Below are 19793 nucleotides of genomic sequence, written 5' to 3'. Positions count from 1 at the left end.
CGGTATGGCAACCGACTCGGTAACCGCGGTGATACTCGCCGCGGGCGAGGGGCGGCGGCTGGCGCCGCTGACGAACCGGCGGCCGAAGCCGATGGTCCCCGTGGCGAACAGGCCGCTACTCGAACACGTCGTCGAGGCCGTGACGGCGACCGACATCGAGCGGATCGTCCTCGTCGTCGGCTACGAGCAGGAGCGCATCCGGAACCACTTCGGCGACGGCGACGACTGGGGCGTCACGATCGAGTACGTCGAGCAGGCGACGCAGCTGGGCACCGGCCACGCCGTCCTCCAGGCCGAGCCGGTCGTCGACGGCCCGTTCGTCGTGCTCAACGGCGACCGGATCGTCGACTCGTCGATCGTCTCGGCGATGCGCGACCGGGCGCTCGACGGCGCCCCCCCGGCGATGGCGGTCACGTCCGCGGCGAGGCCCCGAGAGTACGGCGTCGTCACGCTCGACGGCGACCGCGTGACGGCCATCGACGAGAAGCCGGAGGGACCGGTCGAGACCAACCAGATCAACGCCGGCGTGTACGCCTTCTCGCCGGCGGTGTTCGACGCGATCCGCGAGACGCACGCCCCCGGCGAGTTGGCGATCACGGCGACGCTCAACGACCTCGCCGGTCGCGAGACGCTGTCGGCGGTGCGGTACGACGGGCGCTGGCTCGACGTGTCGAACCTCTGGGACCTGCTGACCGTCAACGCGGGGCTGGTCGACGAGGCCGCGACGCCCGATGCCGCGGGCGCGAGCCGCGGCGAGTCGGTGACCGTCGCCGACGACGTGGCGCTCGCGGGCAACGTGCGCGTCGGGCCGAACGTCACGCTCGGCGGGAGCACCGCGATCGGCAGTAACGCGACCATCGAGGCGGGCGCGGTCGTCGAGAACGCCGTGGTCTTCCCCGACGCCGTGATCGGTGCGGGCGCCGTGGTCCGGGACGCGATCGTCGCCGGCAACGCGCGAGTCGGCCCGAACGCGACGATAGCGGGCGAACCGGCGACGGTCGTCGTCGGCGACGCGGTCCACCACGGCGTCGAACTCGCCGGCGTGGTCGGGGACAACGCGACCGTCGGCGCCGGCGCGACGCTCACCGACGGCGCGGTCGTCGGCGACGACGTGACGGCCGACGCGGGGGTCGTGATCGACGACCGCGTTGGCTCGGGCGCGGTCGTGCGGAGGGGGTAACCATGTGCGGGATAACCGGCTACATCGGCGGCGGGATCGCGCTGGACGACGGAGACAGCGACAGCGACGGCGCCGCGGGCGACGGCGGAGTCACCGGCGTCGGCGACATCGTCCACGAGGGGCTTCGCAACTTGGAGTACCGCGGCTACGACTCGGCGGGCGTCGCGCTCGTCGGGGAGACGAGCGGGCTCACGGTCGCGAAGCGGTCCGGGGAGGTCGACAACCTCACCGTGCCCGACGTGCCCGACGCGGCGCTGGGCGTCGGCCACACGCGCTGGAGCACGCACGGCCCGCCGACGGACGCGAACGCCCACCCGCACACCGACTGCGTCGGCGACGTGGCGGTCGTCCACAACGGGATCGTCGAGAACCACGAGGCGCTCAAAGCGGAGCTGGCCGACCACGAGTTCACGAGCGACACCGACACCGAGGTCATCCCGCACCTGATCGAGGAAGAGCTCGCGGCCGAGCGCGGCACTGACGACCTCCTCGACGCGGTCCGGTCCGTCGAGGACCGTCTGGAGGGGAGCTACGCGATCTGCGCCGTCCGCGAGGGCGACGACCGGATCGTCGTGGCGCGGCGCGGGAGCCCGCTCGTTCTGGGCCGCGACGACGACGCGACGTTCGTCGCCAGCGACGTGACGGCCTTCCTCGAACACACCCGCGACGTGACCTACCTCGAAGACGGCGACGTGGCGGCGCTGTCGGCCGAGGGCGTCGAGATATACGCCGACGGCGACCTCGTCGACCGCGGCGTCGAGACGGTGACGTGGGAGGCCGACGCCGCCGAGAAGGGCGGCTACGAACACTACATGCGAAAGGAGATCCACGAGCAGCCCGAGGCGCTCCGCCAGACCATCGCGGGGCGCCTCGACGTGGACGCCGGCGGCGTCGACCTCGACGTCTCGTTCCCGCCCGGCTTTCTCGCGGACCTCGAAGAGATCCAGATCGTCGCCTGCGGCACCTCGAACTACGCGGGGCGGTACGCCGCGCAGCTGTTCGAGGAGCTCTCGGGAGTGCGCGCGACCGTCGAGATCGCCAGCGAGTACGAGTTCGGCGCCGGCCGGAGCCCGGACCGCACGCTCGTCGTCGCCGTGACGCAGAGCGGCGAGACCGCCGACACGCTGGGCGCGGTCCGGCGAGCGAACGCCGCGGGCGCGCGGACGTTCGCCGTGACGAACACGCTCGGGAGTACGGTGACGCGCGAGGTCGACGACACCGCGTTCATCCGCGCCGGCCCCGAGATCGGCGTCGCCGCGACGAAGACGTTCGCCTCGCAGGTGGCGACGCTCGCGATGCTCGCGGTGGCGATCGGCCGCGAGCGCGGCGCGCTGGGAGCCGCCGACGCGCGGCCGGTGTTGGAGGGGCTCCGAGACCTCCCGGGAGCCGTTCAACAGGTGCTCGACAACGAGGAGGCGGTTCGCGAGGCCGCGACCGAGTACGGCGACAGCGAGGCGTTCTTCTTCGTCGGGCGGCAACTGGGCGTCCCCGTCGCCTTGGAGGGCGCGTTGAAGCTCAAGGAGATCTCCTACGACCACGCCGAGGGGTTCGCTGCGGGGGAGCTCAAACACGGCCCGCTCGCGTTGGTGACGCCGGAGACGCCCGTGTTGGCGGTGCTGACCGACGGGTCGCGCGCCGACGAGACGATGAACAACGTCACCGAGGCGCAGACGCGCGGCGCGCCCGCTATCGGCTGTGTGTCTGCGGACGAGGAGTACGGCACGCTCGACATGTCGCTGCCGGTGCCGGACGTGGGGATCGTCGAGCCGCTGGTCGCGAACGTCTACCTCCAGCTGTTCGCGTACCACGTTGCGAACGACAAGGGACGGTCGATCGACAAGCCGCGGAACCTCGCGAAGAGCGTGACGGTGGAATAGCGGTGAGAACTCGTGGTCGGTAGTTGGTGGCAGCGGTCGACTCGCGGCTGCCCGATTCCGATCGAAGCCGGACCGGCGGTTCGATTACGTCTCCGCAGATCGTCAGCAATTCCGGTTACCAGTTGTCTCCCGCAAGGGGCCTGTCCACGACTACGGTCGAGGCACGTAGTCGCGTAAGCCAGTCCGCGTGAATGGCTCTCTGCGACTGAGACGTATCGAAAACGCTGGAGTCATCTGATCGATGGCAGCGCTTGGGCACGACGCACGACACTCGCTCGGCGACTGGCGCTGACACGACGATGAGACCGAGATTTACTGGGTTACGCCCCCCGTACGCGTGGCTACTCGTCGGTCGACTCCTCGTCGCGGCCTTCAGAGAGTCGCTCCCAGATCTCCGTACACCCCGCGCCGTCCGGGACGTCGGCGAGGTGCGCGTCGTCAGCGGCATCCGAGTTACTCATATTCTGAGTAACCGTATAGGCGCCCACGTAATAACCCTTCCGGCCCTACCAGTACGTACTTACGGAGCGCACGAGGAGAGGCGTACATGCCCGATTCCGGTGAGGACCTCTTTTCGTTGCTCGATCTGACGGAGTACGAAGCCGACGCCTTAGAGGAACTGCTGCTGTTGGGCCGGACGACGGCCCCGGATCTCGCGGAGGCGACCGGGATCCCGAAAGCGCGGATCTACGGCGTGCTCGACGCGCTCTCCGAGGCGGGATACGTGAAGGTAATCCCGGGCCGGCCGAAGCGGTACGAGCCCCACGAGCCGGCGGCGATCGCCGAGCGGGCGGTCGAGAACCGTCGGCACGCCTACGAGCGGTTCCGGGAGGACGTCGAAGCCGTTGAGGAGGCGTTCGTCGAGGAGTACGCGCCGGTCCGCGACCGCGGCGTCGACGAGCTCAGTCCGACCGAGGACCTGTTCCACGTCGTCGACGTGGGCGAACCGAGCGAGCGGGAGACGCGGCGGTTGTTCCGCGAGGCCGACGAGGGTGTGTACGTGCTCTCGAAGAGTTTCGGATATATTGACGCCGTGCGGCCGGCGATCCGCGACGCGGTCGACTGCGGCGTGGCCGTTGACGTGCTGCTCCTCCACCCCGAGTCGCTTTCGACGGAGAACCGACAGCGGCAGGCGGAGATCCGCGAAACGCTCGCCGACGAGTTCCCGTCGGTCAGCGTGCGCGTCAGCGACCGCGTGCTGCCGTGGCGTGGCACGTTCGTCGATCCGGATCTGTCGTACGAATCCGGGCAGGGACTCCTGATGGTCGAACAGGAGGAGGTGCCGAACCACCACCGCCAAGCCGCAGTCACGGAGAACCCCTCGTTCGTGGCGGGGATGTGGCAGTACTTCGACCTGCTGTGGCGCCACGAGAGTATCCCCGCCGATCCGGATCCCGACACCCGCAGTGAAGAGTGACGATCGGCGAGCGGGATGCCCCCGCGAGAGCGACGCGAGCACGTCGATCCCCCGTGGATCGGTATCAGCACGGCGAATCTAACCGCAAAACCTTTACTCGTAGTTACTCGATTGCCGAGTAACGATGACCGTGCTACTCACCGGTGCTGACGGCTACCTCGGCTGGCCGACCGCGCTGCGACTGGCCGACCGGCTCGACGAGCGTATCGTCTGCGTCGACGACTTCTCGCGGCGCGACTGGGTCGCCGAGTCCGGCAGCGTCTCCGCGACACAGATCGAGGACCCCGAGGAGCGATTCGCCCGCGTCGAGAACCTCAGCTTGGTCGAGGGCGATCTGGCGGACCGCGACTTCGTGCTCCAGCTGTTGACCACCCACGAGCCCGACACCGTGCTCCATGCGGCCGCCCAGCCAAGCGCGCCGTACTCGTCGATCAACGGCGAGCGCGCGCTTTACACCCAGCGCAACAACGTCTCGATGACGCTGAACCTGCTCCACGGGCTCCACGAGACGGGGCTGTCGGACACGCACTTTATCGAGACGACGACCACCGGCATCTACGGGGCGCCCCACTTCCCGATTCCGGAGGGCGGGCTTGAGGTCGAACGGAAGGGCGGCGAAGACGAGGTGCCGTTCCCGGCGATGGGCGGCAGCTGGTACCACCAGACGAAGTCCTTTGATGCGGCGAACATGCGGCTCGCGGAGTCGCAGTTCGACTTCCCGATGAGCGAGGTGCGGACCGCGATTGTCTACGGTACCGAAACCGACGAGACCCGCGCCCACGAGAGCCCGACGCGGTTCGACTTCGACTACTACTTCGGCACCGTCGTCAATCGGTTCTGCGCGCAGGCCGTGGGGGGGTACCCGATCACGGTGTACGGGAAAGGCGAACAGCGCAAGCCGATGGTGAGTTTGGAAGACGCCGTCGAGAGTCTGGTTCGGTTGGTCGAGCAGGGCCACTCCGGCGACGACGGGATCGACGTGTACAACCAGGTCACCCGGCCGATCGCGATCGTCGAGCTTGCGGAGACGATCGCCGAGGTCGGCGCGGAGTTCGACCTCGACGCCGAAGTGAAACACTACGAGAACCCGCGCGAGGAGGACGAGGAACACAAAATGGAGATGGAAAACGAGCGGTTCCTCGAGCTTGTGGGGGGCCAGCGACAGGACCTCGAATCGGGGATCCGCGATGTACTCGGGACGCTCGTCGACGAGCGCGAGCGCATCGCGGCCCACGAGGACCGGTTCCTGCCGGGCGTGCTGACCGATGAGTGAGTCAGATTCCGGGACGGCCCCAACAATTGCGGTTACGGGTGCGGCCGGATACATCGGGAGTCGAATCGTCGTCGAACTGCGTGAGACTCACCCTGACTGGGAGTTGATCGCAATCGATAATATGTATCGTGGGCAGGTTGACGCGATCGGAGATATCGAGATCAAGCACGTAGACATCAGAAACCGCGGACGGTTGGAAGACGCGCTCGCGGGTGCGGACGTGGTCTGTCACCTCGCAGCAGTAAGCGGAGTTGATGACTGCACAGAAAATCCTGACCTTGCCTATGAGGTGAACGTCACGGGGACGAATAACGTGGCGTGGTTCTGTCGGAAGACAGGCGCTGGGTTGGTGTTCCCATTCAGTATGGCCGTACTCGGCGACCCTGAGGAATTCCCGATTACCGCAGACCAGCCACGGGACCCGCTGAACTGGTACGGCCGGACAAAACTACTGGGTGAGCGATCTATAGATACCTTTGCGGACGGTGCGTTCCCAGCGCATTTGTTCCTCATCTCGAACCTTTATGGCGAACATGCCGTCGGCGATATGAGTATTGATAAGCCAACCGTTATCAACTTCTTCGTCAACCGAGCACTCGCTGGTGAGACACTAACGGTATACGAGCCCGGAACCCAGGCACGCAACTTCGTTCACGTAAAAGACGTGGCACGGGCACACGTCCAGAGTATGGAGCGGCTCTTAAAACAACTAGAGCGCAGCGAAACCGGCACCGAAACGTATGAGATTGCTGGTGAAGAGGACATGAGCGTCATGGAGGTAGCGGAGATCGTGCGGGAGGCTGCCAAGTTGGAATTGGCCAAAGAAATCGATGTTCAACTGGTCAAAAATCCGCGTTCAAATGAAACAACAGTTGATCAGTTTGAAGTAGACATTTCAAAAGCGGTACAGGAACTCGATTGGGAACCGTCAGAAGGTGTTAGATCTTCTGTACGAGATCTCATCCGCTGAAGATGGTCAGAATCTCACTCAAACGTGTGAATTTTGTCCGGAGTATTATTTCGGGCAATTGTCCTGAACCGTCGAGAACCACCTAGCTTTTCTGAAGAGAGCAGCGGTCCCGGACTAACTATACAATATAATAGTCCCGGAAGTTTGGGGCCGCGATCAAGAATACTACCTCCAGCGGTGACGCACGATTACCACCAACGAAGACGGACTCGCAGAGAAGCTCCGCCGGCTCCGCAACCAGGTCCTGATCGACCGTGACACTCACGTCGACCTGAGGTACTACTACCGGATGAGCGATTTCCACGCCCCCGTTAGCGCAAAACAGATCGAACAGCTACCCTAATTCAACACCAATGCCGCCGGATCTCCAAGCACCTCGCCGAAGAACTCGGTGACATAGGGTGGCTCAAACCCGTGAGCGTGCCTGTACACGTCGAACATACATATGTGAGCGCCCTTCGAGGCCCAGAAAGACGTTATCTGGCTCTCGTGCTAGGAAGTGTGGGACCGCCTCGGCGACATGGGTGTCGAGACTCGCCACCGCTACAACAAACCGCACTACGAACAGTTCGTGTTCACCGAACATGAGGGGTTTAACAGTGGGTTCACTTGGAGCGAGAACGACAACGGTCACGGCTACGAGTCGCTGTCGCTCCACAACGTGGAGGATGTGCTCGGTAAGGTGATCAGCTTCACAAACCAGCCCAACATCGAGGAGGGAAACGTCGTCGGGATCGTCCGAAAATATTGTTAGTCTGTCCAGAACTGACTATTTACGCAACTGGAAATATACCGACTACTCCATGTAGTCAGCGAACCGACAGTTACTCCGTATAACCGAGCTGGCGGAGTCTGCTCTCGACGTCCTCGTTGACGATGTCGCTTGCAGACTCGTTGGTCGGTTCCTCGGCAGTGATCCGTCTCCGGTCACTGTTCTGGTATGTGTGCCATGGGACCTCCGTCAGCGCGGGAATCAGGACGCCGACGGGGTGGCCGTAAACACTGATTGGGAACGGGCTGGCGCGCTCGCCCATGGCGTTGCCGTGATCGGACGTGACCGCCGTCAGCCCCTCCAGCGAATCGAGCAGTTCGGTGACCGCAGGCATCGCTCGGACGAGGTTGCTCCGGTATGCGGCGTGGACCTCCTCGTAGGATCGGTCGCCGCTGGCCAGTTGATCGAAGGCCGTAGGGATGCGGTTCCGGGGGTCAGGGCGCTCGTTCCCGAGCGCCTTCTCTCTGATGGCGCTCACCTTCCGGCCGTCGAGGCGGACCTCTCCGATGAAGGGGACGTGGGGCTGGTTGAAATGGACTATCAGCCGCTTGTTGGGGAAGCGCTCGGCCGCTTCCAGCGCCGCGTCACGCATCGCCTCGGGTGGGACCGTCTTCAGGTCGTTGTCCCAGCCGTTCTTCCAGACGGGGACGACGTGGTGAAAGGTGTCGTTGGGGAGCTTGGTGTTGACGTATGGGTTAGCCGTCACGTAGACCGTGTCGTGGAATTGCTTCCCCTCGAAGTTCTTTCTGATGTACTCCGGCGTCGCCGATCCGAGCGAGCGGCGCTTGCCGGGCGTTCCTGGGAGGTCATGGTCGCCAAGCACGTCCGCGAAGAGGTCGTACCGGCAGGCGTCGAGCAACAGGACGTTGTCCCAGTCCTGATCGAAGAGCGGATCCGCCCTCGGCGGGTTCAACTCGTAGTACCTGCCAACGACGTGCGTCAAGAAGCGCTTGCGCCACCACTGGAGATCGGTCCCATGTTTACGTATCTCTGAGAACACATCTTTGATTCCCATTGAGGGTAGATTGTCCGATAAGACCCATGAGCTTTTTCTTCCGTCCGGTTCACCTTCGAGGAAGGGGGACCGCGAACCACAGCCGCCGTGCCAGCGGCTACCTGTAGACGGAACGCTTTTTGCCTCCTTCTCTCGAATATTTCCACACTAATGCGTGTACTCGTCACGGGGGGCGCCGGTTACATCGGCAACTTCATCATCGAAGAACTACTCAACACCGGCCACGAAGTCAGAGTGCTGGACTCGATGCTCTGGGGCGACGACGCCCTGGCGCCGTTCGCGGATGATGACGACCTTGAGATCCACGAGGGAGACATCCGCCACATCGAGGACCTGTCATATGCCGTTCAAGGCTGTGACGCCATCGTTCATATGGCCGGTATCGTCGGTGACCCGGCGTGTGGCGTCAACGAGCAGGCAACTCAGTCAGTCAACGTCGAGGCGACGAAGTCACTTGTCGAGGTAGCGAAACTCTATGACATCGATCGACTCGTCTTCGCTTCTACCTGTAGCGTCTACGGCGCGAGCGAACTAATGGAACTCAACGAAGGATCGTATCTCAATCCGCTGTCGCTGTACGCCGAGTCCAAGATCGACTCTGAGGAGATCATCCTCCACGAGACCCACGACCAGTTCGCCGACACCGACATCACGGCGACGATCCTGCGCCTAGGGACCATCTTCGGATGGTCACGCCGGATGCGCTTCGATCTGGTTGTTAACATCCTGACCGCCAAAGCAGTGCTGGAAGGCGATATCCCGGTCTATGGTGGCGAGCAGTACCGACCGCTCGTCCACGTCCACGACGCCGCCCGCGCGTTCTCAGCCGTGCTGGAGGCCGACAAGGAGGATGTCGACCACCAGATATTCAATGTCGGGGACAACAACCTCAACTACCAGATCAAGAAGGTCGGCCGCATCGTCGAGGAGAACGTCGATGGCGCGGAAGTACGGTTCGTCGAGCACAAGGAGGACAATCGTACCTACCGCGTGAGCTTCGACAAGATCAACTACATCCTCGGCTGGGAGACAGAGTACGATATCGCGGACGGCGTCCAAGAGATCAAGGAGTGGATGGAAGAGGAGGACATCACCGACTACGAGGCCGACCAGTTCCGCAACTCCGACTACCCATACATATAAACAATGGAGACGAGAAGTCTCTCCGCTGCCGACCTCGACGATTGGTGGCACTACTACGACCGGGTCGGCAAGCCAGGTCCCTATCACCGGCCTGACTACCTCCGGTTGCTGACTGGGGACTTCGAGCATGACGACGAACGGCCCGAACTGTTCGTGCTCGAAGACGGTGACGACATCGTCTACTATCCATACATCCGTAGATCGCTGGAGTCCGTCCCGTTCGCTAAGAACGCGGAGACGGATCTCAGGAGGTACGACGACATTGTCTCCTCGTGGTACTGCGGCGGCCCAATCACGTCCAGAAACGACAGCGAACTCTGTGACCGCTTCGCCGAGGCATTCGACGACCATTGCCGGGCCGAGAACATCGTCGCCGAGTTCCTCCGGTTCGACCCCAACGAGGAAAACCACGAACGCTTCGGGTGTCTCGAACCGAGTTTTAACCGTGAGACAGTCTGGGTCGATCTCACGGCCGAGGAGGACGCCATCTGGGACGGTTTCGAGAAGCGAAACCGTAACGCGATACGCCAGGCCCAGGACACCGCCATCGAGGTCACACCGACGAGTGACGACAGGGACTACCAAGCGTTTCACGACATCTACTCGACTGCGATGGACGCCAAGGAAGCCAGCGAACACTACCGGTTCGACATTGACTTTTTCATTGATTTGCTGGAGTCAGACATCGGGACGTTGCTGATTGCGACCTACGAGGGCGACGTGATCGGCGGCTCTATACTCGTCCACGACGAGCGGATCGCACACGACTATCTCCGCGCGTCGAACCCCGATTACTGGGATATGCGCGTGAACAACCTCCTGTGCTACGAGGCGATGATGTACATGCGGGAGACTGGCCGGGACCGCTTCGACTTCCAAGGCGGTCGACCGGGCGTCTTCAAGTTCAAGAAGTCCTTCTCGCCCGATCGTGGCGAACTGTATCTCGGGCGGGTCCGACACATACCAGAGGTGTACGACGACCTGGTCGCCGAGGCCGAGACCGCCGGCATTGACACGGATAGCGGTTACTTCCCCGCCTACAGGGTAGAGAAAAGCAATTGATGGTTTCGCTTGGTTCACCTCGAACGGGCGAGGAGGAGATCGCCGCCGTCAGCAGTCTCTTGGCTGACGGTGAGCTTTCCGTCGGCAATACGGTCGAGGCCTTTGAGGACTCGTTCGCCGAGTTTAGCGGAACGGCCGGTGCCGCTGCTGTCAGTTCCGGGAGCGTCGCGCTCGAACTCGCACTGGAGGTGAGCGATCTGGAGGAAGGAGACGCGGTCGTCCTCTCACCGTTCAACTGTGCCGCGATGCTGTATTCGGTCCTCAGACAGAACATGCAGCCGGTCTTCTGTGATATCCAGCTGGAGGGTTACAGTCTCTCCCCCGACGCCCTCAGCGAGACCGTACAGGAAACGGCGGTCAATGGTCTTCTCCTAACTCATCTCTACGGCCAGCCCTGTGACCTCGATGAGATCAGTCAGATCGCCGAGGAACAGGATCTCACAGTAATCAACGACTTCGCCCAGGCGGTGGGCGCGACGTACGATGGGCGGGATATCGGGACCTCCGGAGACATCGGCGTCTGTAGCTTCGGGGCGACCAAGATACTCACGACGGCTGAAGGCGGAGCAGTAGTCTCTGACAAACAGTCGCATATCGACCGTGTGAAGAAACTCCGCTCGAACACGAACGGCGACGACGAGACGCCGCTACGTAGCGTCAGGATGAACGATCTGGAGGCGGCCATCGGGATCGAGCAACTGAAAAAATTCGACAATATAGTCGCCAACAAGCGTGAGGCCGCGCAAACGTATTTGGACGAACTACCGTCGGACGTGGTTCCCCCTCGTACTCGTCCGAACCGAACGAACGTCTACCACGGCTTCCCGATCCGGACGCCGGAGAATCGGCAACTAATGGCGTATCTGGAGGACAACGGCGTTGAAACTTCAATTATCTACGAGGAAGCCCTCTACGAGTACACCCTCGCACCGGACGTGGACACCGCGCGGTTTCCTAACACGGAGACTGCGACCGACGAAGTCCTGCTGTTGCCCATCCACGCCAACCTGTCTCGCGAGGACATCAAAACTGTCATCAGGAACGTTCGCGAGTATTTCGAGTCGTAGCGACGACGCTCGCTTTCACACCAGTTGTTCGTCAAAGTCGAACCACCGAACGAACCAGAACGCGTCAGTGGAGTCGTAGCCCACTTCCCTTCCGCGTTGCTGGACTTTCATCTCGATACACTTCACCGAGCGGGGACAGGACCACTTTACATTTCAGGCTCAACTTTCGAAACGGCTTCGATTTTCTTGTCGACTCGGTCCTCGACATCGACGTAGTAGTTTGGCTGGAACTCGCTTCGCCCCACTCCGTCGGAGAGAGGACCTCCATCGTCACAATTCCGATCTGGCGGTGGATAGAGCGACCGACCACCATCGCGCTGTTGTATACGGTCTAGTGGTCCTGGTTCAGGTCGCTTTCGTCCAGCGTGAAGAACACATCGGGTTCGGACCGGTCTCCTCGAAGGAGAAGTTCACGTCGATCAGCGCCTCCGTGTCTAGTTTCATCATCGGGAAGTCGAAGAAGTGGATGCGGCCCTCGTTGAGACCGAGCACGCCCTGGCCTCTTGGGCTGCCTCGTGGGTGTCATAGTTATCTTCGGGATGGTAGGTGTAGTCCTCAGTCACGTAGATGATATCGATGGTATAGCTGGCCTCCAACAACCGCTGGGCCCTGCCACCAGCACCGAGGCCGGCGTCGTCAGCGTGGCAGACTAGAAAGACGACGTTCATCAGTACGGGATCGCCCGCAGATGGTCACCAACTTGGATCGAATTGGCTCCGTTGACGTACTTGACGGTGACGGCCACGATGCCTTCACCGCAATGGATCAGCCAGCTTCCGTCGTCCTAGGAACCGGTCCCGGGGACCGTCCGGGGCGCGGCCATAGTTACGGTCTCGTCTTCGACTCCTTGTCATTCGGTTCTACGTGAATGCTCCAGGATAGGGATGCGACTGTCTGCGGACGAAGTTTTGAATGCCCCACGCGCAGTCAGTCAAGTCGATTATCCCCATATCCGGCCGCCGCGGGTGGCTGTAGGTCGCCTCGCCTTCCTTTGGCTCGCTGGAGAAGTCGGCGTCCCTGAACCGGAGCAGTGTCGCTTGGTTGAGCAGCGCGATGGTCGCCTGTGTACAGTTGTGATGGAGGTCCGCGGCGTGCTCGCTGGGATCGATCTGAACGACTCGCTGGTCGATCAACTCCCCAGAGTCAACGTTCTCGTCGATCCAGAATAGCGAGACGCCCGTCTCGCTCAGGGCGTGGGTGAGCACCCACGCCGCGGGGGAATGGCCACGACGCTTGAGCGAGAGGTGTCTGCCCATACACTCAATCTCAAGAGCGTCGATCAGTTCCGGTTTGAACAGTTCGGGCCACCCCATCACCAGCAACACGTCGGTGTTGCGGTCCTCGATGGCCTCCGTAGCTCGTTGTGAATTGATCGTCTCCACCCAGATGGCCTTGTCGTACTCGTAGGTTACCCTGCGTCTGTACTCACCCTCGACCGATTCGGTAAAGGAGATAATGAGGTCGGGATCGATGTCGATCCCGTTCAGGATCTCTCTGGTCACTGTGTCGTACCCGAGACAGCCGAAGCGCAGATCATTGTCGGCCTTCGCATCGAACAAGCTGGATGAGCCTCTTGAAGATTTGGACTCGACCGCGAGTAGTTACCGATTACTGATTCGCCCGCGGGGTGATACCAAACACTTTTTATTACTAAGTTTGGACTCCGAGTCATGAATGTTATTTTCGTCTCGGTCGACTGTATTCGCCCAGACGCGTTCACACATCGGTTTTATGAGACTCTAAAAAAAGAGGGGTCGTTCTACGACACCTGTATCGCGCAGGCTCCGTTCACCAGTCCCTCCCACACGTCGATGCTGAGCGGTCAGCACCCGTTCAACCACGGCGTTCGCTGGCTGGTCGACTACCACACCGACGCGACAACGCTCCCAGAGATTTTCAAGGACGCGGGGTACAATACAGCAGGGTTCACCGGCGGCTATCCGCTTCCGACCGGGAACCTCGGCAAGGGGTTCGACACCTGGGAACATCACGCAGAGATCGAAGACCGGATGGAAGGTCGCCAAGACCTGGGCCCAGCAAACGTGCTGATCAACCGAGCGATAAACTGGCTGGACGACCACGAGGACGGGGACAACTTCGTGTTTATCCACTGCTTCGATCTCCACTTCACGCTCCGTTCGGAGTTCGGCAACGGCGAGACGCCGGCGTTCGACGACCAGCACGTCTACGAGAACGTCGAGCAGTACATTGGTCGGCAGGAACAGCGCTACTACGAGGAGTCAGACTTCGTCGCTCGACAGATCGAACTGCTCCACGACCTGATCGATGTCGACGCCACCGTCATCACGGGCGACCACGGCTCGAAGATGCCGGGCGAACACGGCTACCCTTGGGTGTACGATTCGGAGGGAAACCGAGTCGGCTCCCAGTTCCGCGCCGTCGAATTGTACGACGAATTGATCCGCGTCCCGCTGATCATGGCCGGGGAGATGTTCCCCGAAAAGGAGGTCAACGAGCAGGTTCGTACGATCGATATCGTGCCGACGCTGCTCGACGCTCTGGACATGGACGTTCCCGACGTTGACGGGCAATCGATTCTGGGGGGTGACCACCCCGAACTGGCTTACTCTGAAACCTACCACGGCCAGTTGACCTCTAAGAACAAGCTAACTAAGAAGATGAATGAACAGTACGACTTCGGGTGGAACGAACTCGACTCGCTAGTGAGCATTCGCTCGAACAAGTGGAAACTCATCTGTACAGCCAACGGCGACCTGCGACCGACAGAGCTGTACCACATCGCCCAGGACCCCTCCGAATCACGGAATTTGATTGAAGACAACGAAGAGGTCGCGAAGGAGCTGTTCGAGCAACTCGTCGGGTGGATCGGCGATGACGAGCAGCGATACGAGACTGCGGACAAGGTCAGTGATGAGACGCAGGACCATCTTGAAGACCTGGGTTACCTCTGAGGATGCGGACGGCGCTGCTGATCTCGAACGTCACTACTGGGGACCCGGGAGGTCGCGCTGCGGATTTTGACACTCGAGAGAGGATCCTCCGCGAGTATGGCTGGGAACAAGTCGTCGGGCATGTCCCCGAACCGTATTTTCGGACCTTTCTATCGAGCATCTTCCGGTGTTACCGCCGCGGTCGCCGGGAGAACGCCGACATCGTAGTGTCGGTTAGTAATCCGTTTCACCTCCAGCTCGTCGGATTCATAGTCAGCCTCTTGCTTCGGGTTCCGTGGGTTGCCGAGTTCCGCGATCCAATGTTGGCCAATCCAGACAGGGATCCCGACGCACTCATCACGAAAGCCGCGAAGCTTGTCGAGTGGCTCTGCGTACATCGGGCCAAGCGTGTGGTCTGGACCGACGGCATCCAAGTCGGCGGGTCCTACTACCGGGGGATCTATCCCGATATCGCGCCAGAAACGTTTGTTGAACTCCCGTTCAAAGGCTACGAGCGCGGGAACTTCGAAGGCGTCGAGGCCCGCGAGTACGACCAATTCACGATCACCTACGCGGGATCGTTCTACGAGGGGTGGATCGAACCGTACAGCGTCTTGGCGGGCCTTGGGGCGTACGAAGGCGAAGACCTGACGGTACAGTTCTACGGTGACTGGGACGACGACTACACCGCCAGGGCGCGCGATCACGGAGTCGAGTCGATGGTCGAGACGCACGACTTCGTCCCCCACAAAGAGATCGTCCCGGTTCTGAAAGGCTCGGACGCGGTGCTGTTCATCGGTGGGATCGAGACGGACAACGCCGAGAGCGTCCCCTCGAAGATCTGGGACTACATCGGGGCTAAAACGCCGATTCTCGCCGTCGTTGATCCATCTTTCCGGGTGGCCGACCTGATCGAGGACAACGGACTGGGCGTGGTCGCCGATCCCAGGTCCCCTGGAGACATCGCAGCTGCCATCGAGACGCTGCGCTCGGGTGAGTTTACGTACGACCCTGATCCGTCGGTATTCGATCGGTTCGAACGGGAGACTAAGATCGAGGCAATGGCCGACGTCTTCGACGCGGCCGCGGGCGGGTGACGGGATGAGCGACGGTGACGTCGGCCGGGAGAGCATCCTCCTGTTTCTGGTCCAGATCACAGCCAGGGCTGTCGGCTTCCTCGGGCTGGTGTACTTCGCTCGTGTGATACCCCAGTCGGGACTAGGGATCTACTTCTTGTTTTTCCTTGTCATCCAGGTGTCGACGATGGTCGGGAACCTAGGGATGGGCCAGGCGCTGGTCCGCCGGATCGGCGAGGGAGAGCGTCAGTCAGAACTGTTCACGGTCGCGCTGACTGTCATCGGTTCCGTAAGCCTCCTCGCGACAGCCGCCTTCTACCTGTTCAAGACCCCCATCTCGGAGTACGTCGGCGCGACCGTCCCCGGATTGCTGGCGCTAGCGACCGCGACCTGGCTGATCGCCGACCTGCTGATCAAGACGCTACAGGCCGAGGATCGCGTGCTGACCAGCGGCCTGCTTCAGTTGCTTCAGGACGTCGTCAGGGTCGGTACTGGTGCCGCGTTCATCACGTACGGCTTCGGTCCGGAGGGGCTGATGTATGGCGTCATCGCGGGGTTTGCCGCCACGTTCGTCGTTGGCTTGCCGCTATCGAATCTCTCGGTGGCGCTCCCCGCGAAATCGGACTTCGAGCGGTTGTTCAGGATTTCGCGATACACGATGTTTTTCGGGCCGACGAACTTCATCTATTTCTGGCTGGACACGTTCTTGATCGGCGTCTTCCTCACTAGGGCCGACGTGAGTTCCTACGAGGTGGCCTGGCAGACGACGCGGGTACTCATCATCGCCACGGCGGCGATCAACACGACCATCTTCCCGAAGATCTCCCGGTGGGCCAGCGACGGCGACTACGAGGAAATCGAACGGATCGTGCCGGGGTCGATCATCTTCGGACTCATCTTTCCCCTCCCGGGACTGGTGGGGCTAGCCGTCCTCGGCGAGGACGTTCTCAGGCTGATCTACAGGCCGGAGTACGTTGAGGCCGCGATCCCGATGGCGATCCTCGCGGGATACATGGTTGTAGAGTCGGTCCAGCGGATCGGTAACTCGGTACTGACCGGGATGGACCGAGCGGACGTGCCCTTCCGTTCGCGGTTGATGGGCGTGACCCTAGCGATCGTGTTGAACCTGGTGTTGATCCCGACCTACGGACTCGTCGGTGCAGCCGTTGCCACCTTCACCTCGAAACTCCTCGATACACTTTACCAGTGGATCTCTATTAGCAGAATACTGGACCTTTCGTTACCGATCAAGAGCGTATCCTGGCAACTCATTAGCACGACAGTTATGGGGCTCTCGGTGGCTAGCCTCGCGACAGCCTTCGCACCCCTGACGCTGCCCACGTTGTTCGCTATCGTCTTCACCGGGGCCGGCACCTACGCCGTGCTGGTCCTGCTGGACCCCGACATCCGCCAGATCGTCAACCAGTACCTACCGGTGTCGATACCGGCTGTCTAAGACGTTTTTCGACCACTTTCGGGTCATCCGGTATTTACCGGGTTTCCGCCGACATCGTGGTATGACGAACATCCCCCTGGTGACGGTCGATTCGCTTCGGGCCGATCACTTTGGGCACTACGGCTACGACCGTGACACGTCGCCGGTTATTGATTCACTCGCCGCCGACGGACTCTCCTTCGTTGCCTACACCAATGTAAGCTGGACTCGTGCCTCGTTCCCCTCGATAATCACCTCGACGTACCACCTCGAGTACCGTGGCTTCGAGCATCTTTCGGACGGATGGCCATCGCCTCGGCAGTCTGACGGGGGGACTACGAGAGTGCGCCCTTCGCCTGGAACCGAAGGTTCTCTCGGGATTACAACTGCGGCCGTTGATACGATCACTTCTATGACTCCAGGTCCGATCCGTCGCTGCTGGCGGGGGCCCGCGCGTTCGTGAAGCTCAACCTCGACGACGATGGGGTCGCATACCGGACGATTCAGTGCCTCTACGACACCAACGAAGAAAAGGCCGGCCTCGACGTTGGCCGGACCTACAAGGATACAGAGACGATCACCGACGAGAGCATCGACTGGGTTGAGTCGACCGACACAGATTCCTTCACCTGGGTCCTCTATATGGGTGTCTACCACCCCTATGTACCTCACGCCGAGATCGGCAAGCAACTCGGCACCGACATAGCTATTTCCGAACGGGAAGAGAGCCAGCTCCGCCGGAAAACTCTTGAGGAGCCCGACGAGATCATCGACGATGAACTCCGGGCGCTGACCGAACTCTATGACGCCGAAATCAGGTACACCGACCAGCAGATTGGCCGGTTGATCGAGACAGCGAACGCGTAGGGGGTAGAAACGACCGGCGTTGTCACCTCCGACCACGGCGAGGGGTTCCTCGAACACGGCCAGCTCAGCCATAACACGACGACATACAAGGAGGTGTTTCACGTCCGAGTCGTTGTCGAAGATCCTGACGTACCGTCTGACGGCCGTCAGGAGAACGGGTAGAATTACTCGACATCGTCTCAACTGTTACCGAGCTTGCTGGCATCCCGACGCCCGATATCTATCGGGGGCGCTCGCGGCGATGTTAAGTTAAGAACGAGGCGGTCGGTGCTTCGAATAGTCTATGTCCGAATACAACCGTCTCAACCGCTCTACTAAGTGGATAGACTTGGAGTTTGTGGAGCGGAAGCGGACACCCCACAATATCATTGAAACCGGTATTCAGATCCATCTTGCTGGCCTATCACTTTCGAATACCAAACAGTATTTTGAGAATTTGGGTATCGAGCGAAGCCGAACAGCGATTCACAACTAGATTCAAAAGGCCGATCTACAGCCAGCTGACGGTGTAAGTCCGAATCGTATCGTGGTCGATGAGACTGCGATTCAGATCGAGTCAGACAGATTTTGGCTGTATGTAGCTGTCGCTCCTCGTTCAAACAAATTCCTCCATATTGACGTATTTCCATCCAAAACCACCAATTTACTTTGGTGTTTCTCCGCGAACTCAGAGAGAAACACCACGTTGACGATGCTGAGTTTCTCGTTGGTGCTAGCGGACATCTCACGGCTGCGCTCTCACGAACCTCGCTCCGATTTCAAATCACTCGTCATGAAAATCGAAATGCTGTCGAACGTATCTTTAGAGAAGTAAAACGTCGAACCTCTTCGTTTTCAAAAACGTTCAGAAACGCGGAGCCGACGACAGCAGAATTATGGCTCCGAGCCTTCGCCGTCTGCTGGAACAGATGCTTAAGTTAACACGACCGCCAGAATTTAGCAGAAGAAGTTTATACCGAATTGGAGAAAAGCACAGGATGTTATCAGCGATTAAGGGTCTGATTTGGCCGTTTAACGCTTGATGAAATCATCAATCAGCCAGAACCGCCACTCCTCCTCAAGCAGGTTATAGAGCAAGTCGCTTCACTCGTTCTGGAATCGGTTCCAGTGTTTGACGAGTACAATGGCGACAGTCTCTTCGTTGACTTCGATGAACCGCCGAATCGCCCGCCGCTCGTCACCTTCCAGAGTAGATCGTCGTTGCCAACCCGCCAGGTTTGTCGCTCTGACCAATCTACGTCCCGATCTTTTGTTGTCGAGCGAACTGCCGCTGCTCTCCCGAGAAGGACTTCGTCCCTCCGTCACCCGGTATTTCGACAGCTGTCCGTAGATGCTCACGGAGTACCTGGAGTTTCCCCGAGCCAAGGAGTTAGTACTCGATACTCGAGAGGCGTCCGTCCCAATCTCGACTGAGTTTAGGGGTATCAACGACATCCGCAGGATCGAGGTCGTCGGGGATAACGTCACGTATTGTATCGATGTTCTCCCCATTCGGAGGTATCTTGCCACTTTCCCATCGGCTAGGGGTCGATGTGTTCTCCCCTATCTGTTCAGCGAACTCGGTTTGAGATTCCTTATGAGCATCGCGTAGTTTGCTGATACTGTCTGGAGATAACGGGCTGCTCAGCCACTTTTATTCGCCGTTCTCTATTACATAATTTTTACTCCTGACTACTATTTCAATCAATCGTCAGTCCGATAGGCAGTGATCCATCCTTTTTCCAGAT

At 60.7% G+C, this 19793-nt stretch carries 18 protein-coding genes and 1 pseudogene; 15 read left to right on the top strand and 4 right to left on the bottom strand.

All coding sequences use genetic code 11. The features are described 5' to 3' along the window. Positions 1-4 precede the first annotated feature (4 nt). The 6 genes from DVK05_RS04725 (at position 5) to DVK05_RS04700 (ending at position 7471) form a co-directional block, all read left to right on the top strand. Positions 5-1180, top strand: a complete 1176-nt coding sequence (locus tag DVK05_RS04725) for a sugar phosphate nucleotidyltransferase (RefSeq protein WP_121562239.1) — start codon at positions 5-7, stop codon at positions 1178-1180. Positions 1181-1182: 2 nt separating this feature from the next. Continuing rightward, on the top strand, positions 1183-3057 hold the full coding sequence (gene glmS / locus DVK05_RS04720; protein ID WP_121562238.1) for a glutamine--fructose-6-phosphate transaminase (isomerizing): 1875 nt from the start codon (positions 1183-1185) through the stop codon (positions 3055-3057). Between the two features lie 547 nt (positions 3058-3604). Next, positions 3605-4474, top strand: coding sequence for a TrmB family transcriptional regulator (locus DVK05_RS04715; protein WP_121562237.1), 870 nt, complete (start codon positions 3605-3607; stop codon positions 4472-4474). Positions 4475-4598: 124 nt separating this feature from the next. Continuing rightward, entirely contained in the window at positions 4599-5747 is a 1149-nt protein-coding gene (locus tag DVK05_RS04710; RefSeq protein WP_121562236.1) for an NAD-dependent epimerase/dehydratase family protein, read from the top strand. Next, positions 5740-6717: an NAD(P)-dependent oxidoreductase gene (locus tag DVK05_RS04705; RefSeq protein WP_121562235.1), complete on the top strand. Its 978-nt coding sequence runs from the start codon at positions 5740-5742 to the stop codon at positions 6715-6717. The genes DVK05_RS04710 and DVK05_RS04705 overlap by 8 nt, the downstream gene beginning before the upstream one ends. Before the next feature lie 499 nt (positions 6718-7216). After that, a complete protein-coding gene (locus DVK05_RS04700; RefSeq protein ID WP_121562234.1) occupies positions 7217-7471 on the top strand; it encodes a hypothetical protein in 255 nt (84 codons plus the stop codon). Between the two features lie 70 nt (positions 7472-7541). Here DVK05_RS04700 and DVK05_RS17265 read toward each other — a convergent pair whose 3' ends face one another. After that, positions 7542-8504, bottom strand: a complete 963-nt coding sequence (locus DVK05_RS17265; protein ID WP_199712282.1) for a hypothetical protein — start codon at positions 8502-8504, stop codon at positions 7542-7544. Between the two features lie 150 nt (positions 8505-8654). Here DVK05_RS17265 and DVK05_RS04690 point away from each other — a divergent pair, with 150 nt between their 5' ends. Genes DVK05_RS04690 through DVK05_RS04680 form a run of 3 tightly spaced genes read left to right on the top strand, consistent with a single transcriptional unit; the run spans position 8655 to position 11776 of the window. Further along, on the top strand, positions 8655-9647 hold the full coding sequence (locus tag DVK05_RS04690; protein WP_121562233.1) for an NAD(P)-dependent oxidoreductase: 993 nt from the start codon (positions 8655-8657) through the stop codon (positions 9645-9647). 3 nt (positions 9648-9650) lie between these two features. Beyond that, positions 9651-10709, top strand: coding sequence for a GNAT family N-acetyltransferase (locus tag DVK05_RS04685; RefSeq protein ID WP_121562232.1), 1059 nt, complete (start codon positions 9651-9653; stop codon positions 10707-10709). Then, entirely contained in the window at positions 10709-11776 is a 1068-nt protein-coding gene (locus DVK05_RS04680; RefSeq protein ID WP_121562231.1) for a DegT/DnrJ/EryC1/StrS aminotransferase family protein, read from the top strand. Before DVK05_RS04685 ends, DVK05_RS04680 begins: the two co-directional genes overlap by 1 nt. Positions 11777-12219: 443 nt before the next feature. Here DVK05_RS04680 and DVK05_RS16770 read toward each other — a convergent pair whose 3' ends face one another. Both DVK05_RS16770 and DVK05_RS04675 read right to left on the bottom strand, forming a co-directional pair. Then, complete coding sequence (locus tag DVK05_RS16770) at positions 12220-12444, bottom strand: hypothetical protein (protein ID WP_147437710.1); 225 nt, start codon at positions 12442-12444, stop codon at positions 12220-12222. 192 nt (positions 12445-12636) lie between these two features. Next, positions 12637-13335 carry a formyltransferase family protein gene (locus DVK05_RS04675; RefSeq protein ID WP_121562230.1) on the bottom strand — a complete coding sequence of 233 codons (699 nt, stop codon included), beginning with the start codon at positions 13333-13335 and terminating at the stop codon, positions 12637-12639. A gap of 111 nt (positions 13336-13446) precedes the next feature. Here DVK05_RS04675 and DVK05_RS04670 point away from each other — a divergent pair, with 111 nt between their 5' ends. From DVK05_RS04670 to DVK05_RS04645, 6 genes and pseudogenes are all read left to right on the top strand, one after another. After that, a complete protein-coding gene (locus tag DVK05_RS04670) occupies positions 13447-14709 on the top strand; it encodes a sulfatase (protein WP_121562229.1) in 1263 nt (420 codons plus the stop codon). 2 nt (positions 14710-14711) lie between these two features. After that, positions 14712-15785 carry a glycosyltransferase gene (locus DVK05_RS04665; RefSeq protein ID WP_121562228.1) on the top strand — a complete coding sequence of 358 codons (1074 nt, stop codon included), beginning with the start codon at positions 14712-14714 and terminating at the stop codon, positions 15783-15785. Between the two features lie 4 nt (positions 15786-15789). Then, on the top strand, positions 15790-17220 hold the full coding sequence (locus tag DVK05_RS04660) for a flippase (protein ID WP_121562227.1): 1431 nt from the start codon (positions 15790-15792) through the stop codon (positions 17218-17220). 61 nt (positions 17221-17281) lie between these two features. Continuing rightward, positions 17282-17662, top strand: coding sequence for a sulfatase-like hydrolase/transferase (locus tag DVK05_RS04655; protein ID WP_121562226.1), 381 nt, complete (start codon positions 17282-17284; stop codon positions 17660-17662). Further along, on the top strand, positions 17659-18066 hold the full coding sequence (locus DVK05_RS04650; RefSeq protein WP_158598847.1) for a sulfatase-like hydrolase/transferase: 408 nt from the start codon (positions 17659-17661) through the stop codon (positions 18064-18066). The genes DVK05_RS04655 and DVK05_RS04650 overlap by 4 nt, the downstream gene beginning before the upstream one ends. A 283-nt stretch (positions 18067-18349) precedes the next feature. Then, a pseudogene (locus DVK05_RS04645) lies at positions 18350-18987 on the top strand (IS6 family transposase). Between the two features lie 448 nt (positions 18988-19435). On the opposite strand, the gene DVK05_RS17775 reads toward DVK05_RS04645, so the two are convergent. Next, the gene (locus DVK05_RS17775; protein WP_394338855.1) at positions 19436-19666 is read right to left on the bottom strand and encodes a helix-turn-helix domain-containing protein; all 231 of its coding nucleotides are present in this window, start codon (positions 19664-19666) and stop codon (positions 19436-19438) included. Positions 19667-19793 lie beyond the last annotated feature (127 nt).

This window comes from Halorubrum sp. Atlit-8R, from assembly GCF_003666025.1.
Classification (GTDB): Archaea; Halobacteriota; Halobacteria; order Halobacteriales; family Haloferacaceae; genus Halorubrum; species Halorubrum salinarum.
Note: the sequence above shows the minus strand (reverse complement) of the source record. Positions and strands in the feature narration are given on the sequence as shown.

What these genes read in the sequence shown, in the direction of transcription:
- DVK05_RS04715 (WP_121562237.1), top strand. Translation starts at nt 3,605, where the DNA reads ATGCCCGATTCCGGTGAGGACCTCTTTTCGTTGCTCGATCTGACGGAG.
- DVK05_RS04705 (WP_121562235.1), top strand. Translation starts at nt 5,740, where the DNA reads ATGAGTGAGTCAGATTCCGGGACGGCCCCAACAATTGCGGTTACGGGT.
- DVK05_RS04670 (WP_121562229.1), top strand. Translation starts at nt 13,447, where the DNA reads ATGAATGTTATTTTCGTCTCGGTCGACTGTATTCGCCCAGACGCGTTC.
- DVK05_RS16770 (WP_147437710.1), bottom strand. Translation starts at nt 12,444, where the DNA reads ATGAACGTCGTCTTTCTAGTCTGCCACGCTGACGACGCCGGCCTCGGT.
- DVK05_RS04655 (WP_121562226.1), top strand. Translation starts at nt 17,282, where the DNA reads ATGACGAACATCCCCCTGGTGACGGTCGATTCGCTTCGGGCCGATCAC.
- DVK05_RS04710 (WP_121562236.1), top strand. Translation starts at nt 4,599, where the DNA reads ATGACCGTGCTACTCACCGGTGCTGACGGCTACCTCGGCTGGCCGACC.
- DVK05_RS04660 (WP_121562227.1), top strand. Translation starts at nt 15,790, where the DNA reads ATGAGCGACGGTGACGTCGGCCGGGAGAGCATCCTCCTGTTTCTGGTC.
- DVK05_RS04685 (WP_121562232.1), top strand. Translation starts at nt 9,651, where the DNA reads ATGGAGACGAGAAGTCTCTCCGCTGCCGACCTCGACGATTGGTGGCAC.
- glmS (WP_121562238.1), top strand. Translation starts at nt 1,183, where the DNA reads ATGTGCGGGATAACCGGCTACATCGGCGGCGGGATCGCGCTGGACGAC.
- DVK05_RS04690 (WP_121562233.1), top strand. Translation starts at nt 8,655, where the DNA reads ATGCGTGTACTCGTCACGGGGGGCGCCGGTTACATCGGCAACTTCATC.
- DVK05_RS17265 (WP_199712282.1), bottom strand. Translation starts at nt 8,504, where the DNA reads ATGGGAATCAAAGATGTGTTCTCAGAGATACGTAAACATGGGACCGAT.
- DVK05_RS04680 (WP_121562231.1), top strand. Translation starts at nt 10,709, where the DNA reads ATGGTTTCGCTTGGTTCACCTCGAACGGGCGAGGAGGAGATCGCCGCC.
- DVK05_RS04725 (WP_121562239.1), top strand. Translation starts at nt 5, where the DNA reads ATGGCAACCGACTCGGTAACCGCGGTGATACTCGCCGCGGGCGAGGGG.
- DVK05_RS04665 (WP_121562228.1), top strand. Translation starts at nt 14,712, where the DNA reads ATGCGGACGGCGCTGCTGATCTCGAACGTCACTACTGGGGACCCGGGA.